The following is a 16,918-nucleotide window of genomic DNA, read 5'->3' as shown; positions in this document are numbered from 1 at the left end:
GTCCGCGGACCGGGCGTCATGCCTGAGTCCGCAGACCGGAAGCAATGCCTGAACCCGCCGGCCGGAAGCTGTGCCTGAGCCGCCCGCTTGCCGGGCTTCGTGCCTGAGTCCGCGGGGCGGCCGCACCGCCTGAGCCCCCGGCGCCGCTGGGGTGCGCCCCTTGACTCCTCGTCATTGACGAGGAGTCAAGGGCGCCGCACGCTGGGCCCATGGAGACTACTTCGCTCAGCCGTACGGCGGACGACGAGTTCGCACCGGAGACCACGTACCTCAACACCTCCACCTGCGGGCTGCTGCCCCGGCGCACCGTGGCGGCGGTGCAGGCACTCGCGGAGGCGATCGCCACGGGGCGCAGCGCCGGCTCCGGCGACTTCGAGGCGGTGGAAGCGGCCCGGGCCGGCTTCGCCCGCCTCGCCGGTGTGGACGCCGACCGGGTCGCCACCGGCAGCTCGGTCTCCGTGCACGTCGGACTGATCGCGGCCTCGCTGCCGCCGGGGGCCGAAGTCCTGGCGCCCGAGGGTGAGTTCAGCTCCGTCGTCAGCCCGTTCGCGGTCCGTGGCGATCTCAAGGTGCGCTATGTCCCGCTGGACGGACTGGCCGATGCGGTACGGCCCGGTACCGCGCTCGTCGCCTTCTCGGCCGTGCAGTCCGCCGACGGCCGGATCGCCGATCTCGACGCGGTACGCGCGGCGGCGGCCGCCCACGGCGCCCGGACCCTGCTCGACGCCACCCAGTCGGCCGGCTGGCTGCCGCTGGACGCCGGGGCGTACGACTACACCGTCACCGGCGGCTTCAAATTCCTGCTCTGCCCGCGCGGTGCGTCGTTCCTCACCGTCACCGAGGAGGCGCAGCGCACCCTGCCGGCCGTCTTCGCCGCGTGGGTCGCCTCCGACGACCCGTGGAACAGCACGTACGGCCCGGTCGAGCGGCTCTCCCCGACCGCCCGCCGCTACGACGAACCGCCCGCCTTCCTCTCGTACCACGGCGCCGAGCACTCCCTCGCGCTGCTCGGCGAGGTCGGCATCGACGCCCTCCACGCCCACGCCACCGGGCTCGCGGCCCGGATGCGGGCGGGGCTGGCCGGGCTGGGGCACGAGGCGGTGCCGGGGGAGTCGGCGATCGTCGTCGTGCCCGGACTCGGCGGGCGGGAGCCCGGGCTGGCGCGGGCCGGGGTGATGGTCTCGAACCGGGCGGGGAACCTGCGCGCGGCCTTCCACCTGTACAACACGGAGGCCGATGTGGACCGGGTGCTGGACGCGCTCTCCGGCTGAGGCCGCCGCCCGGACGCCGGGGGATCAGCGGAGGCCGGGGCCGTTCTCGCTCTCGTGACAGAGGTTCTCCTCGACCTTGGCGAGCAGCCGGGCCGGCTCCTCGCGCTCGGCCGTGTCCAGCCCGGCGAGGGTGTGCTCCTCCAGGTTCGTCCGGGCCCGCTGGACGTCGGAGTGCAGCGCGCAGCTGTCGTCGGTGGCCTCGACCAGGACGGCCCGGCGGTCGCCGGGGTCGGGGCAGCGGCGGACGTGCCCGGTCTGTTCGAGGCGCTGGAGCATCTTGGTCACCGTGGAGGGGTCGAGCTCCATCGCCTTGATCAGCTCGGACTGGCGCACCGCACCCGCGTCCCACAGGTACAGCATCAGGAACTCCCGGCCGGGGTAGAGCCCGAACTGGCGGATCGGCGTCGGAACCGCCGCGCTGTCCCGCCCCCGAGCGGGCCCTGACCGCACGCACCTTCGACCTCGCGGTGTTACAAAGGGCAATGTGGTCAATCGTTTCGGACGATTCCGGAGCGCGCAGGGTCGGTCACTCACGGGGAAGTACCCTCGGAGCGTCGCAGGCCAGGTCTTCGCCCTGCAGGTGGCTGTCGTCGTGCTCCTCGTGGCCGCTGCGGTGCTCGCGCTCGTAGTGCAGTCCCGGCACGACAGCAGCGCGGAGGCGAGAAGCCGTTCCGTCGCCGTCGCGCAGACATTCGCTCACTCACCGGGCCTCCTGGCCGCGCTGAAGGCCCCCGATCCCTCCAAGGTGCTCCAGCCGCTCACCGAGGCGGGGCGGAAGGCGGCCGGCGTCGACTTCATCGTGGTGACGGACACAAAAGGGATCCGCTACACGCACCCCCGGCCGGACCTGATCGGGAAGAGGCTCGTCGGCACCATCGAGCCGTCGCTGGCCGGCCGCGTGTACACCGAGAGCGTCAACGGCCCGCTCGGCCGTGAGGAGCAGGCGATCGTCCCCGTCCATGATCGCGCGCGCAAGGTCGTGGCCCTGGTGGCTGCCGGCATGAAGGTCAAGAGCGTGACCGGCGTGGTGGCACGGCAGATTCCGATCATCCTCGGCGCGGGAGCGGCTGCGCTCGCCATGGCCACGGCCGGGACGGCGCTGGTGGCCAGGCGGCTGCGGCGGCAGACCCACCGTCTGGGCCCTGCCGAGATGACTCGTATGTACGAGCATCACGACGCGGTGCTCCACGCCGTGCGCGAAGGCGTGCTCATCATCAGCAGAGACGGTCGGCTGCTGCTGGCCAACGACGAGGCCAGACGGCTGCTGGATCTGCCGCTCGACGCCGAGGGGCGGCACATCTCGGACTTGCCCAGCCTTGATCCCGGCACGGTGGAACTGCTGAGCTCGGGGCGCACGGCCACGGACGAAGTGCACCTCGCGGGGAACCGACTGCTCGCGGTGAACCAACGGTCCACGGATCGTCACGGTGGTCCCAAGGGGACCGTGGCGACCTTGCGTGACTCCACGGAGCTGCGGGCGCTTTCCGGCAGGGCGGAGAGCGCCCGCGAGCGGCTGCGGCTGCTGTACGACGCCGGTCTCGGCATCGGTACCACCCTCGATGTGGCGGGTACGGCCGAGGAACTGGCCAAGGTCGCGGTCCCCCGGCTCGCCGACTTCGTCACCGTCGATCTGGCCGACCCGGTCCTGCAAGGGGACGAGCCGACCGGTACCGACACGGCCATGCGCCGCACCGCTGTCCGCGGCATCCGGGACGACCATCCGCTCTACGAGCTCGGCCACCTGATCAGCTTCCTCCCCTCCACGCCGCAGGCACGGGCCTTCGCCGCCGGCCGATCGGAGCTGGTGCCCGACCTGTCCGCCGCACCCGGCTGGCTCGCCCAGGACCCGGAGCGGACGCGGCTGATCGTCGATTACGGCATCCATTCGCTCATCACGGTGCCTCTCAAGGCACGGGGCGTCATCCTGGGCATGGCCGACTTCTGGCGCTCCGAGAAGCCCCAGCCGTTCGAGGAGGACGACCTGTCCCTGGCCGACGAACTGGCCGCTCGGGCGGCCGTCAGCATCGACAACGCCCGCCGCTACACCCGTGAGCACGACATGGCCGTGACTCTGCAACGCAGTCTGCTCCCGCGGGCCCTGCCCGAACAGAGCGCGCTCGACGTTGCCCATCGCTACCTGCCCGCACTCTCCGGGGTGAGCGGCGACTGGTTCGACGTGATCCCGCTCCCGGGCAGTCGGGTGGCGCTGGTCGTCGGGGATGTCGTCGGCCACGGCCTGCACGCGGCCGCCACGATGGGACGGCTGCGCACGGCCGTGCACAACTTCTCCACGCTCGACCTGCCGCCCGACGAGATCCTCAGCCATCTGGACGACCTGGTCGGGCGCATCGACCAGGAGGAGGCGGAGACCACCGCCGACGCGGGGATCATCGGAGCCACCTGCCTGTACGTGATCTACGATCCCGTCTCCCGCCACTGCGCCATGGCCCGGGCCGGGCATCCCCTGCCCGCACTGGTCCGGCCCGACGGCAGTGTGACCTTCCCCGACCTGCCGGCCGGCCCGCCCCTGGGCCTGGGGGGGATGCCGTTCGAGACGGCGGAACTGGAAGTGGCGGAGGGCACGCAGTTCGTCCTGTACACCGATGGGCTCATCGAGGACCGCACCCGAGACATCGATGTGGGGATCGAGCTGCTTCGTGAGACCTTGGCGTGCCACCCCGACCGGTCGCCGGAGGAGAGCTGTCAGGCGGTGCTCGACGCGCTCCTGCCGAGCCGGCCGAAGGACGATGTGGCGCTGCTCATCGCCCGGACACGGGCTGTCCCGCCCGACCATGTCGCCGACTGGGACGTACCGTTCGATCCCGCCGCCGTGGCGGGGATACGTGCTCTCGTGGCCGAGAAGCTCGACGACTGGGGTCTGTCCGAGCTCGCGTTCGCCACGGAACTGGTGCTCAGCGAGTTGATCACCAACGCCATCCGCTACGGCTCCGCGCCAGTCACCGTACGACTGCTGTACGACCGCACCCTGACCTGTGAGGTGGCCGACGGAAGCAGCACCTCGCCCCATCTGCGCTATGCCGCAGTGATGGACGAGGGAGGCCGCGGTCTGTTCCTCGTCGCACGACTGACCGAACGCTGGGGCACCCGTTACACCCCCCAGGGAAAGGTCATCTGGGCGGAGGTGGCGCTGCCCCGGTCCGACGGGAGCGCGGCCGGCACGGCGTGGCCGGACATCCTCGACGCCGAACTCTGACCGCTGGATCGGCAGGCCCCCGAGCGGAACACCTCCTCGGCCGTCCCGGAATGGTGGCCTGCACAGGACCGTCGTGCGATCGACGCCGACGGTCTTCGGGGTGCCCACGCCGTCACCGCACTCCCGCGCCCTTCCGGCCTCCCGCTACTCCCGGCCCGACTCCTCCAGCGGCGCACCGTGCCACTTCCACGAGGTGACCCGGGGCCGGCCGGGCAGCTCCGCGCGGCCGGTGGCCCAGAGCAGGACGGTCCACCGGTCGGCGTCCTTCGGGGCGTCCGGGAACAACCGGGCCAGCACCCGGTCGCAGAGACCGGCGGGCGGCGTCCAGGGAACGCCCAGACCGGCGGCGAGGTCGTGCGTGTGGACCAGGGTCTCCACGATGCCCATGGCGGCGAAGCCCTCCGGGTCGGACACCCCGTGGGGGTGGTACGAGCGCAACTCGGGCGGGGCCGTCCGTACCATCGCCGCGAGCAGCGCGCCGCTCGCCTCCAGCGTCTGGAGCAGCCCGGCCGGTCCGGCCGACGGGTCCGCGAAGACCGCGTTCGCCGGGCCGCCCTGGTAGTTGGCGCTCCAGCGGTACGGGACGTACGCGTCCAGCGGCGGGCGCTGCGGGCCCAACTGGGCCGCGTAGGAGAAGAGATCGTCGCTCAGGTGCTCCGTGGTCTCCCAGCAGTTCCACTCCAGCGTCCCGGCCGGGACCAGCCAGTCGTCCACCGGGGACTCGCCGAGCGCGGCAACCGCGAGACGGACCGCGGTGGTCACGTCGTCCGCGGTGACCGGCAGCCGGGTCCCGGTCAGCGCGGCCCGTTCCGCCGCACTGCACTCGACACAGAACTCGTTGCCCTCCGGATCGGCGAGCGTCGCCCAGCCCCGTCCGTTCGGCTTGCGGTGGTCGGCCACGAGGGTGGCGCCCAGGCCGAGCAGCCGCTCGACCTCCTCGTCCCGGGTGCGGTCCTGTGGCTGGATGTCCAGATGGAGACGGTTCTTGGTGCTCTTCGGCTCCGGTACCGAGATGAACAGCAGTGCGGCACCAGGGGTTTCGACGAGTGCCTCGGGATCGCCGGGCGCGTCATCGTCGGAGAGCGGCGCGCCGAGCACCCCGGACCAGAAGCCGGCGAGCTCGTAGGCGTCGGCGCAGTCGATCGTGATGTGACGTACGAGTGAGGTCATGGGCCACACTGTCGCCGGTAGCGGCCTCGCGGTCCACCAACTTTAGGGTGGAGGAGGGGGTGGGCGACGGATGCCGCCCACCCCCTCACCGGAGTGAAGTCCCCCTCACCGGATCACCTCACCGGAGTGAAGTCCCGCGCGCCGATGAACTCCGGACGCCGGGCCGGTGCCGCGAACGGCTCCTCGGCGGCGTTCTGCACGCTGTTGAAGACGATGAAGACATTGCTGCGCGGGTACGGGGTGATGTTGTCCCCCGAGCCGTGCATGCAGTTGCAGTCGAACCAGGTCGCCGAACCCGCCCTGCCCGTGAAGAGCTTGATGCCGTGCCGGTCGGCCAGTTTCGTCAGCGCCTCGTCCGACGGGGTGCCGGCATCCTGCATCTTCAGGGACTTCTTGTAGTTGTCCTTCGGCGTCTCGCCCGCACAGCCGAGGAACGACTTGTGCGAACCGGGCATGATCATCAGCCCGCCGTTGGTGTCGTGGTTCTCGGTCAGCGCGATCGACACGGACACGGCCCGCATGTTCGGCAGGCCGTCCTCGGCGTGCCAGGTCTCGAAGTCCGAGTGCCAGTAGAACCCCGAAGCGCCGAAGCCCGGCTTGACGTTGATCCTGGACTGGTGGACGTACACGTCCGAACCGAGGATCTGCCGGGCCCGGCCCACCACGCGCTCGTCACTGACCAGCCGGGCGAAGACCTCGCTGATCCGGTGGACCTCGAAGACCGACCGCACCTTCTGCGACGTCGGCTCGATGATCGAGCGCTCGCCGGCCCGTACCGCCGGATCGGCGATCAGCCGGTCCAGTTCGGCGTGGTGGACGGCGACCTCGTCCGGGGTGATCAGCTGGTCGACGGTGAGGAAGCCGTCCCGCTCGAAGTCCTGCAGGTCCTTCACGGGGACCGGCCCCGGGGCACCGGGCGCCGACCAGATGACCGGGTCCTGGCGGGGAGTGATCATCTCGGCGGCGCCGCGGGTGGGGTACAGATCGGCGCGTACACCGGTGCGTACATCGGTGGTCATGGTTCAGTCCTCCTCGGTCAGCAAGGGGTAGACACCGTTCTCGTCGTGCTCCTCCCGTCCGGTGACCGGAGGGTTGAAGACGCAGATGCAGCGGAAGTCGGTCTTCGGCCGCATGGTGTGGTGCTCGTGGCCGTTCAGCAGGTACATCGTGCCGGGGGTGATCCAGTGCTTCTCGCCGGTCTCGTCATTGGTGAGCTCGGCCTCGCCCTCGACGCACAGGACGGCCTCGATGTGGTTCGCGTACCACATCGACGTCTCGGTACCCGCGTACATCGTGGTCTCGTGGAGCGAGAAGCCCACCTTCTCCTGCGCGAGCACGATGCGCTTGCTCTCCCAGGTTCCGGAGGCGGCCTTCACATGCCGGTCGGTGTTCTCGATGTCACGGAACGATCGGACGATCACGGTGGTTCGGTGCCTTTCTCTCTGCGGGGGTGTTTCTCGTCGGACCCGCGCCGGGGTGGTCCGGGTCCGGGTCGGGTTCAGGCGGTTTCGCGGACCGCGCGGGCCAGCGTCCGCAGACCCTCGTCCAGCTCCTCGGGGGTGACGGTCAGCGGCGGCAGCAGCTTCACGACCTCGCTCTGCGGACCGGAGGTCTCGACGAGGAGGCCCAGCTCGAAGGCGCGGGCGCAGATCGCGGCGGCGCGCGCCTTGTCGGTGAACTCCATGCCCCAGACCAGCCCACGGCCCCGGAACTGCGCGCCGAGCCGGGCATGTTCGTCGCAGATCGCCGGCAGCGCCTGCTCGATCTGCTCGCCGCGGGCCAGGGTCTGCTTCTCCATCTGGCCGTCCGCCCAGTAGGCGTCCAGCGCGGCCGCGGCCGTGACGAACGCCGGGTTGTTGCCGCGGAAGGTGCCGTTGTGCTCGCCCGGCCCCCAGACGTCCAGCTCCGGTGTGAACAGGCAGAGCGACATGGGCAGTCCGTAGCCGCTGATGGACTTGGACAGGGTCACGATGTCGGGGGTGATGCCGGCCTCCTCGAACGAGAAGAACGCGCCCGTACGCCCGCAGCCCATCTGGATGTCGTCGACGATCAGCAGCATGTCGCGGCGACGGCACAGATCGGCGAGCGCCCGCAGCCACTCGGGGCGCGCCACATTGATGCCGCCCTCGCCCTGCACCGTCTCGACGATCACGGCGGCGGGCTTGTTGAGACCGGAGCCCTGGTCCTCCAGGAGCCGCTCGAACCAGAGGAAGTCGGGCACCCGGCCGTCGAGGTAGTTGTCGAACGGCATCGGAGTGCCGTGCACCAGCGGGATGCCGGCCCCGGCCCGTTTGAAGGCGTTGCCGGTGACGGCGAGCGAGCCCAGCGACATGCCGTGGAAGGCGTTGGTGAAGGAGACGATCGACTCCCGCCCCTTCACCTTGCGGGCCAGCTTCAGCGCAGCCTCGACCGCGTTGGTGCCGGTCGGGCCGGGGAACATCACCTTGTACGGGAGGTCACGCGGGCGCAGCACGTTGTTCTGGAAGGACTCCAGGAAGGCCCGTTTCGCGGTGGTGGCCATGTCGAGGCCGTGGGTGATGCCGTCGCGCTCGATGTAGTCGATCAGCGCGCGCTTCAGCACCGGGTTGTTGTGGCCGTAGTTGAGGGATCCGGCGCCGGCGAAGAAGTCGAGGTAGCTGTGGCCGTCCTCGTCGGTCAGACGGGCGCCCTGCGCGCGGTCGAACACGGCGGGCCAGCTACGGCAGTAGCTCCGTACCTCCGACTCCAGGGTCTCGAAGACACTCAGCGCGGGCGGGGTGATGGTCACAGGGAGTCTCCTGCTTGAGGGGGGCGTGTGACGGGTGGCGGTGCGGGTGTGTTCACGTGTGGAACAGGCCGGGCGCCCACGTGCGGAACCGGTCGACGCGTTCACGCGTGGAACGGGCCGATGCGGTACAGCACTTCGGGAAGGTGCGTTCCCTCCGGGAAGAGCCCGCTGTCGAAGAGCACCTCGCGCTCCAGGCCCACGTCGTGGCGGAGCGCGTAGGAGGTGAACAGCCGGTCCGACGCGGTGTTGTCCGGGGTGACGGTCGTCTCGACCGAGGCGAGGCCCTGCTCGGCCGCGACCCGCGAGGTCAGCGCGTCCAGGAGCTTTCCCGCGAGGCCGGTCCCGCGGTGGGCGTGGTCGACGGCCGCCTGCCAGACGACGAGCGTCTCGGGACGGTCCGGCCGGAGGTACCCCGTCACGAAGGCGACGGGTTCGCCGGTCTCGTTGCGGCTGATCACGGAGGTGGCGGCGAAGTCACGGCACCACAGCAGGTAACTGTACGAGGAGTTGAGGTCCAGGACCTCGGAGTCGCGGGCGATGCGCCAGATCGCGGCTCCGTCCTCCACTCGTGGGGTGTCGATGGTGAGGAATTCGCTTCGGGCACGTGCAAAATCTGCGGGTGCGGCGGTCATGGGAATTGAATTTACCCAGCAAATTTCTGAATTGCATCGATGCGGGGGCTTGGGTGGAGTGATCCGTTGTGTTATCACGCGGGCGCGTGCCCCGGCGCGATCTGGCCGCGCTTTCTTCTGCTTTGGGTGCTATTTATCCGGCATAACGGGCGCGATGTGGAGTCGGTCACAAGGCCATAACTCTCGGGTTACGCACCTGAATTGTGTGGATCGAGCCCGGATCGAGGTCCTGGAAACTCGGGTGTTTAGGGTCCGGGAAAGCGGGCAGAAGAATGCGGGGAGCTGCTCTGAATAGAGCAGCTCCCCGCATTTATGGAATACCGGCGTTCCGGTGTGGATTTATTCGCTCGGCCAGGTTTCCGATACGGCTTTGCGGGCAGTTTCGAAGTCGACCTGCCGGCCCGCATCGGCCAGCGCCGCCCCCAGAGCCGCGAGCGAGGACTGCACCGCTCCCCGCGTCGCATCCACACCGTAGTGATTGACCCGGATCATCTCCTTGGACAGCGCGCCCCCGCCCGCGATCAGCGGCAGCGCCGGGTCGGCCGCGAGCGCCCGCGCGACCAGCCCGGCGGCGTCGACGCCCTCGGGGGCGCGCAGCGTCGTCGCGACCGGCGCCGCGTCCCCCGCCTCGTGCACATACGGCGACAGGCCCCCGCCGAGCGCCACCGCGCCCGCCCGCGTCGCCGCGGCAGCCGAGGCGTGGCGGCCCGTGAGGGCGTCCAGACCCTCGGCCTCGATCCGCTCCACGCACGCCTCCAGCGCCAGCATCTCCAGCTGGGCGGGGGCGTGCAGCAGCGCCCTGCGACCGCCGTCGATCCAGCGCTCCTTCCAGTCCAGGAGCGAGAGGTACGAGCGGCGCGGGGCCTGCGGGTTGGCCGCGATCCGCGCCCAGGCGCGCTCGCTCACCGACACCGCCGACACCCCGGCCGGGCCGCCCATCGCCTTCTGCGCGCCGATCACACAGAGGTCGACGCCCCACGCGTCCGGCAGCAGCGGCTCCGCGCCCACCGAGGCGACGGCGTCCAGCATGAACAGCGCCCCGTGCGCACGGACCACCTCGCCGATCTCGGCGACCGGATTGGTGTTCCCCGTCGCCGCCTCCGCGTGCACCAGGGAGACGAAGTCGATCTCCGGGTGCTCGGCCAGCGCCCGCGCCACCTGGTCGGCGGTGACCGCCGTGTGGAAGGGAACCGCCAGATCGACGACATGGGCACCGCAGTCCCGCAGCCAGTTCCCGAAGGTCTGCCCGTACGGACCGGTGACCACGTTCAGGGCGGTCGATCCGGGCCGGGCGCCGCCCCGGATGCAGCCTTCGAGGGGGAGGAGCGCCTCGCCCTGCATGATGACGACGTCCTGCTCGGTGGCGAGGAGGCCGGCCACTCGCTTCTCGATGGCCGCGAAACGCGTGGCGGTGAGCGGGGCGAGGTCGAGGAAGGGGTGCGTCACGGTGGTGCTCTCTTCGGGTCGGGTCGGGTCGGTGCGCTGCGGTGCCGCGTACGGACGGTGCTTCCGTCGAAGCGTACTAAGACCGTGTCCTACGTGGTGATCGCCAACGGGCCGGACGCCGCGCACGCCTTCCCCGTGGCGCATCGATCGGAGTGCGTCGCGATCCCGGAACTCGTCGCGAGGGGCGCCCGGCCCGCGATCGCTGACCGCCACTCCTTCGGGCCGTCGCGCCCGACTCCGAGGGCGACCGACTCTTACGGCCGCGGCAGTGCCTCTGCTCTGATGGTTTGATCGTCTCCCGCGTCGATCGGAGCTGTCATGTCCCGTGCACAGAGACCGGACCGCACGGTGTGGCGCCCACCGCAGACGATGGCCGGGCGGTGGCGCGGGACGGGCATCTCACTGCTGATGCTCGCGGTCGGCAGCGGTGCCACGGCGCTGTTCTCGCTGCGCTGGGGCTATGCGGAGTGGCCGGAGGCGGGGGCCGTGGCGATCACGGCGATGGCCGTCCCCACGGGCGTGAAGATGACGGGTGGCGGCAAGCTCTCCGCGGTCGTGACACTGCTGCTCTGCCTGGCCGCGCTCCTCATCGGCAGCGCGGCGCTGACCGACCAGGCCCAGGCCCGGCGGGGGGAGCAGACCGAAGCGCTGGTCTCGGCGGTACGGCCGGCGACGAGCAGGTCCAGCAGGAGCTGCCTGCTGCGGAGGCTCGACGACGGCCGGGAGATTCGCCACCCCCTCACGCCCTGCGACGGGTACCGGAAGGGGGACCGGGTGCAGGCCCTCGTCGACCCGCTGGGCCGGCAGGCACCGGTCGAGGGGGTCCGTGCGGATCTCGAACCGGCGACGGAGGGTGCGGTGGCACTGGGCGCGCTCGGCGCCCTGGTCCTCGTGATGGTCGCGACTCCGCTGTGGACCGCACGCAGGATGCACAGGGCCGGACGGATGAGCGAGACGTTTCCCTTCCGCCCCGACATCAGCGGGATCTAGTAGGGCTTTGTTAGGTACCCCGAATGTTCGGCCAGGGGTAGGGTTGTGATCTTCTTTCAGGTGTGACACCTGAGGAGATGGAGACGGTCCGCCCGCGCTTGGAGGCGTTCGCGGCGGAGATGCTCGGTTCACTGGCGCGGCGGGACCAGCGGGCCAAGGGTGAGTTGTACCTGCGCGGGCTGATGCTGGACGGTAAGCGCAAGTCGATGCAGCCGATGGCCGAGCGTCTGGGTGTGGACCATCAGCAGCTCCAGCAGTTCGTCTCCTCTTCCACCTGGAACTGGGGCAAGGTCCGTGAGCGGCTGGCCCGTTGGGCTGCGGCTCACATCTCGCCCGAGGCGTACGCGATCGATGACGTGGGCTTCCCCAAGGACGGCTACGACTCGCCGGGGGTGGCGCGGATGTACTGCGGCGCGCTGGGCAAGCGCGGAAACTGCCAGGTCGGGGTCAGTGTCAACCTGGTGTCCGACCGTGCCTCCTCGGCGGTCGACTGGCGTCTGTTCCTGCCCGAGAGCTGGGACGACGCCAAGAACGCGGACGATGCGCTGCTGGCCGAGGCGATCCGCCGCCGCCGGACGAAGGCCGGCATCCCCGACAGCGAGCGGCACCGGGAGAAGTGGCGCCTGGCCCTGGACATGCTGGACGAGGTTCGCGGGGACTGGGAGCTGCCCGACCTGCCGGTGGTCGCCGACGCCGGCTACGGGGACGCGACAGGCTTTCGCGAGGGCCTGAGCGAACGTGGGCTGGCCTACGCGGTCGCGGTCAAGGGCAGCACCACCGCCTACCCGGGTGACGCCGTCCCCCGGCGCCCGCCCTACAGCGGCCAGGGCCGCCCGCCCGGCCCGGCGTACCCCGACCCCCACACCACCTTGCGCCAACTCGCCCTGGACGAAGGACGATCCACGCTACGGACGGTGACCTGGCGCCAGGGCAGCAAGACCACCAGGAACAACCCCCGCGCCGAGATGCGCTCACGATTCCTCGCACTGCGCGTCCGCCCGGCCAACCGCACGATCCGCCGCGCCGTGGACGGTTCCCTGCCCGAGTGCTGGCTGCTGGCCGAGTGGCCGCCCGGCGCCGCCGAGCCCACCGACTACTGGCTGTCCACCCTGCCCGCCGACACCCCACTGCGCGAGCTGGTCCGCATCTGCAAGATCCGCTGGCGCATCGAGCACGACTACCGCGAACTCAAGGACGGCCTGGGCCTGGACCACTTCGAGGGCCGCAACTTCCCCGGCTGGCACCGCCACACCACCCTCGCCTCCCTCGCCCAAGCCTTCTGCACCCTGCTCAGACTCGACCCAAAAGCCCCTGCGCCGGCCTGACCCTCTACGCGGTCCTCCGCGAACTCCAAGCCCTCCTGGCCACCTGGACCGGCGCCTGCTCCATATGCGGCCAACCCGCCCCGGCACCCGAACCACACCACCGCACCTAACAAAGCCCTACTAGGAGGGTGCTGAAGATCTTGGCCGGGCTCCCGACGCCTGGCACGCACACCTGCGGCGTTGCCGTAACGACCTGATAGCTCCGCTATGAGGCCGCTTCGGCGCCTTGCAGCGCCACGCACCAGACGCCGCTCGCTGATCCGGCCAAGATCTTCAGCACCCTCCTGGGCCGTGGCCCATGGGGGAGGTGGATCAGCCGCTTGTCGCAGTAGAGGGCTGGGGCGGGGCCGAGGAACGCCAGGTGGTGAGGAACGCCAGGTCGTTACGGGGACGGCGTTCGCAGCGGGCCGAGTCCGCGGTGGCCGGAGAGCCAGGAATCGGCCCAAGGGCGCCGGGCGCCGCCTCGTACAGTGCTGTTCATGAGCGATCACAGGGCACCGCGGGTGCTGCACGTGAAGGGGCGGGTGCTCGTCGGACCCGAGGACGTCCGGGACGAGCTCTGGGCCGTCGACGGACGGATCTCGTACGCGAGGCCGCCCGGCGCGGACGAGGCGGTGACCGTCACCGGCTGGGCGCTGCCGGGGCTGGTCGACGCCCACTGCCACGTCGGGCTCGACCACCACGGCGCCGTCGACGAGGCGACCAGCGAGAAGCAGGCGCTCGCCGACCGGGAGGCGGGTGCGCTGCTGCTGCGGGACGCCGGTTCGCCGGCCGACACCCGGTGGATCGACGACCGCGAGGATCTCCCGAAGATCATCAGGGCCGGCCGTCACATCGCCAGGCCCCGTAGGTACACCCGGAACTACGCGTACGAGATCGAGCCGGACGAACTGGTCGCGTACGTCGCGCAGGAGGCCCGCCGCGGCGACGGCTGGGTGAAGCTGGTCGGCGACTGGATCGACCGGGAGGTGGGCGATCTGACCGCCTGCTGGCCGCGCGAGGCGGCCCGGGCGGCCATCGCCGAGGCGCACCGGCTCGGCGCCCGGGTCACCGCGCACTGCTTCGCCGAGGACTCGCTGCGTGATCTCGTCGAGGCCGGGATCGACTGCGTCGAGCACGCCACCGGGCTGACCGAGGAAACCATTCCGCTCTTCGCCGAGCGCGGTGTCGCGATCGTCCCCACGCTGGTCAACATCGCCACGTTCCCCTCGCTCGCGGCGGGCGGCGACGCCAAGTTCCCCCGCTGGTCGGACCACATGCGACGGCTGCACGAGCGGCGTTACGACACCGTGCGCGCCGCGTACGACGCCGGCATTCCGGTCTTCGTCGGCACCGACGCGGGCGGGGTGCTCGCCCACGGGCTGGTGGCGGACGAGGTCGCCGAACTGGTCAAGGCGGGCATCCCGGCCCTGGACGCGCTGTCGGCGACCACCTGGGGTGCGCGTCGGTGGCTGGGGCGGCCGGTGCTGGAGGAGGGCGCCCCGGCGGACCTGGTGGTGTACGACGAGGATCCGCGGGCGGACGTCCGGGTGCTGGCGGCGCCGCGACGGGTGGTGCTGAACGGGCGGGTGATCGGCTGAGGGCGGCTCACCGGGCCGCCTTCCGGCCGGGGTGTGCCGTGTTGACAGGCAGTTACCACATCGCTGCCGGGTCGTTGAAACACCTTTGCGCGCACCCCGGCGCAGTCGATGCCCGCGCCGTCCGCGCTCAGCGGATCGGGTGACTCCGAGGAACGAACGTACCGAGATATTCGAATACAAGCACGGAAACCCCCCTTTGGAGTGAACTCACGTCAGGTGTCTGACGGTTCACCCTCTGTGCGTAAAGCTTTCGGGGTCGAGGTCACCGGCGCCCGCGATGTCCCCCATTGGACGGCGCCGGTGGCTCCATGTCTCTTGTGGGGGTTCCACCATCTTGAACAGCAACACCTTCCGCCTGGCCGCCCTGGCGGTCGCCGCCGCTCCCGTCGCCCTGCTGGTCGCCGTCCCGGCGCACGCCACCACCGCGACGACCACCACGACCACCGGCGACGGGAAGGCGGGCGCGGTCGTGCTCCGTACCGCACTCGACGTCTCGCTCCTGAACAAGACCGTCGAAGTGCCGCTCAAGGCCACGCTCAATGAAGTGCAGGCGCCCGCCAGTGCCGAGAAGGCCGCGCTGAGCGTGCGGCTCGACGGGGTGGACGGCGGACGGCCGTTCAGCGTCCTGAGCGCCGATGTGGCCACCGCGAAGGCCACCGTCGACAAGCACCGGGCCGAGGGCTACAGCAACGTGGCGAAGGCCCGGGTCCATGTGCCCGGACTGCCGCTGCTCTCGCTGATCGAGGTCGAGAAGGTCACCTCCAAGGCCGTCTGCGAGGCCGGCAAGAAGCCGGTCGCCGAGTCGAACGTGCTGGGGCACGTGTCGATCCTCGGCAAGCGGATCGACCTCAGCGCGGGCGGCACCACGCAGATCAAGGTGCCGGGCGTCGGCGAGGTGACCCTCGACCTGTCGAAGACGCACACCACCTCGCGCACCGCGGCGGCGGCCGCACTGCAACTGAAGGTCTCCGTCAACCCGCTCAAGCTGAACGTCGCCGATGTGCGGGGCGAGGTCACGCTCGCCGAGGCGACCTGCGAGACCCCGAAGGGGACCGAGCCGGGCGGCGGCAACGGCGGTACGAGCAACGGCGGTACGAGCAACGGAGGTTCAGGCGGCGGCGGTTCAGGCAGCGGCGGCGCGACCGGCGGAAGCACCTCCGGCAGCACATCGGGAAGCACCTCCGGCGCCACCGGTGGCGGTGACGGCGGCAACGTGAAGCCCCAGACCGGCACCGGCCACGCCCCGGCCGTCAACTCCAACCTCGCGGAGACGGGCGGCAGTTCGACCACCCCGTACATCGCGGGCGGCGCCGCCCTGCTGTTGGCGGCCGGCGCGGGGGCGATGGTCGTGGCCAGGCGCCGCGCCCAGGGCTGACCCCGCACGGCTCAAGGCCCGAGGGGGGCAGACGCAGGCCAGGAGGGGCGGGGAGCGGCGTTCGCGTGACGGAGCGCCGCTCCCCGTGGTCCGACCCGTCAGCGTGTGACCGCGGTCAGCGTTTGCAGTGCCTGGTCGAGAGCCTGAAGGAAACGGTTCGTCGTCGCCCGGTCACGTACCGCCACCCGCAGCCACTGCGGGTCCAGCCCTGGAAACGTATCTCCACGCCGCGCCGCGAATCCCAGTGCCCGCAGCCGCTCCCGTACCTCGGTGGCCCCCTCCAGCCGCACCAGGACGAACGGTCCCTCGGCCGGCTCCGCCACCCGCACTTCGGAGAACTCCCGTAGCCCCGCGACCAGATGGGCCCGGTCCGCCGCGATCCGCTCCGCCGCGGCCGCCGCCTCGCCCAGGGCCCGCGGCTCCATGCACGCCTCGGCCGCCGCCAGCGCCGGAGACGACACCGGCCACAGCGGCTGCGCCCTCTCCAGCACACGGATCGTCTCCGGGGCAGCCAGCACGTAACCGATCCGCAGCCCCGCGAGCCCCCAGGTCTTGGTGAGGCTGCGCAGCACCACGAGCCCCGGGACGTCCGTACGCCCGCACAGCGCCTCGCGCTCGCCCGGCACCGCGTCCATGAACGCCTCGTCGACCACCAACGTCCGTCCGGGGCGCGCCAGTTGCTCCAGCACGCCCGCCGGATGCAGGACCGATGTGGGGTTGGTCGGATTGCCGACCACCACCAGATCCGCGTCCTCGGACACGGCCGCCGGGTCCAGCCGGAAACCGTCCTCGGCGCGCAGCAGCACCCGCCGCACCTCGTGGCCGGCCGCGCGCAGCGCCGCCTCCGGCTCGGTGAACTGCGGATGCACGACCACGGGACGGCAGGCCGGCAGCGCCCGTGCGATCAGCACGAACGCCTCCGCCGCACCCGCCGTCAGCAGTACGCGCTCCACCGGCAGCCCGTGCCGGGCCGCGACCGCCGCCAGCGCCGGACGGCCGTCCGGATAGGCGGCGAGCGTGCCCAGCGACGCGGCGATCCGCGCCCGCAGCCAGGCCGGGGGCGTACCGGTCCGTACGTTGACGGCGAGATCGGTCAGATCCCGGCCCCGTCCCCGTACTTCCGCGTCACCGTGGTGCCGCAGATCGTG

The 16,918-nt window shown here is 71.1% G+C and carries 13 protein-coding genes and 1 pseudogene; 6 read left to right on the top strand and 8 right to left on the bottom strand.

The window, feature by feature from the left end; genetic code table 11:
• Positions 1-209: 209 nt before the first annotated feature.
• Positions 210-1,271: an aminotransferase class V-fold PLP-dependent enzyme gene (locus OG306_RS08310; protein ID WP_266745458.1), complete on the top strand. Its 1,062-nt coding sequence runs from the start codon at positions 210-212 to the stop codon at positions 1,269-1,271.
• A 24-nt stretch (positions 1,272-1,295) separates the two neighbouring features.
• Here OG306_RS08310 and OG306_RS08305 read toward each other — a convergent pair whose 3' ends face one another.
• On the bottom strand, positions 1,296-1,763 hold the full coding sequence (locus tag OG306_RS08305; protein WP_371665213.1) for a MarR family winged helix-turn-helix transcriptional regulator: 468 nt from the start codon (positions 1,761-1,763) through the stop codon (positions 1,296-1,298).
• Here OG306_RS08305 and OG306_RS08300 point away from each other — a divergent pair.
• Positions 1,756-4,485, top strand: coding sequence for a SpoIIE family protein phosphatase (locus OG306_RS08300; protein ID WP_266745457.1), 2,730 nt, complete (start codon positions 1,756-1,758; stop codon positions 4,483-4,485). The two genes, OG306_RS08305 and OG306_RS08300, sit on opposite strands and share 8 nt — an antisense overlap.
• A 144-nt stretch (positions 4,486-4,629) precedes the next feature.
• Here OG306_RS08300 and OG306_RS08295 read toward each other — a convergent pair whose 3' ends face one another.
• The 6 genes from OG306_RS08295 to OG306_RS08270 form a co-directional block, all read right to left on the bottom strand.
• A complete protein-coding gene (locus OG306_RS08295) occupies positions 4,630-5,655 on the bottom strand; it encodes a VOC family protein (protein WP_266745456.1) in 1,026 nt (341 codons plus the stop codon).
• Positions 5,656-5,768: 113 nt separating this feature from the next.
• Entirely contained in the window at positions 5,769-6,674 is a 906-nt protein-coding gene (gene thpD, locus OG306_RS08290; RefSeq protein WP_266745455.1) for an ectoine hydroxylase, read from the bottom strand.
• Between the two features lie 3 nt (positions 6,675-6,677).
• Positions 6,678-7,076 carry an ectoine synthase gene (locus OG306_RS08285; RefSeq protein WP_266745454.1) on the bottom strand — a complete coding sequence of 133 codons (399 nt, stop codon included), beginning with the start codon at positions 7,074-7,076 and terminating at the stop codon, positions 6,678-6,680.
• 77 nt (positions 7,077-7,153) lie between these two features.
• Entirely contained in the window at positions 7,154-8,422 is a 1,269-nt protein-coding gene (gene ectB / locus OG306_RS08280; protein WP_266745453.1) for a diaminobutyrate--2-oxoglutarate transaminase, read from the bottom strand.
• Positions 8,423-8,523: 101 nt separating this feature from the next.
• Positions 8,524-9,054, bottom strand: a complete 531-nt coding sequence (ectA, locus tag OG306_RS08275) for a diaminobutyrate acetyltransferase (RefSeq protein WP_266745452.1) — start codon at positions 9,052-9,054, stop codon at positions 8,524-8,526.
• Between the two features lie 339 nt (positions 9,055-9,393).
• Complete coding sequence (locus OG306_RS08270; protein ID WP_266745451.1) at positions 9,394-10,500, bottom strand: pyridoxal-phosphate-dependent aminotransferase family protein; 1,107 nt, start codon at positions 10,498-10,500, stop codon at positions 9,394-9,396.
• Between the two features lie 318 nt (positions 10,501-10,818).
• On the opposite strand from OG306_RS08270, the gene OG306_RS08265 reads away from it, so the two are divergent.
• From OG306_RS08265 to OG306_RS08250, 4 genes are all read left to right on the top strand, one after another.
• Complete coding sequence (locus OG306_RS08265) at positions 10,819-11,490, top strand: hypothetical protein (protein WP_266745450.1); 672 nt, start codon at positions 10,819-10,821, stop codon at positions 11,488-11,490.
• 62 nt (positions 11,491-11,552) lie between these two features.
• On the top strand, positions 11,553-12,815 hold the full coding sequence (locus tag OG306_RS08260; protein WP_371665068.1) for an IS701 family transposase: 1,263 nt from the start codon (positions 11,553-11,555) through the stop codon (positions 12,813-12,815).
• 503 nt (positions 12,816-13,318) lie between these two features.
• A complete protein-coding gene (locus OG306_RS08255; RefSeq protein ID WP_266752117.1) occupies positions 13,319-14,395 on the top strand; it encodes an amidohydrolase family protein in 1,077 nt (358 codons plus the stop codon).
• Between the two features lie 334 nt (positions 14,396-14,729).
• Positions 14,730-15,770 carry an SCO1860 family LAETG-anchored protein gene (locus OG306_RS08250; RefSeq protein WP_371665212.1) on the top strand — a complete coding sequence of 347 codons (1,041 nt, stop codon included), beginning with the start codon at positions 14,730-14,732 and terminating at the stop codon, positions 15,768-15,770.
• Between the two features lie 98 nt (positions 15,771-15,868).
• On the opposite strand, the pseudogene cobC reads toward OG306_RS08250, so the two are convergent.
• A pseudogene (gene cobC / locus OG306_RS08245) lies at positions 15,869-16,915 on the bottom strand (Rv2231c family pyridoxal phosphate-dependent protein CobC); the annotation flags it as partial.
• Positions 16,916-16,918 lie beyond the last annotated feature (3 nt).

Source organism: Streptomyces sp. NBC_01241 (assembly GCF_041435435.1).
GTDB lineage: Bacteria > Actinomycetota > Actinomycetes > Streptomycetales > Streptomycetaceae > Streptomyces.
Note: the sequence above shows the minus strand (reverse complement) of the source record. Positions and strands in the feature narration are given on the sequence as shown.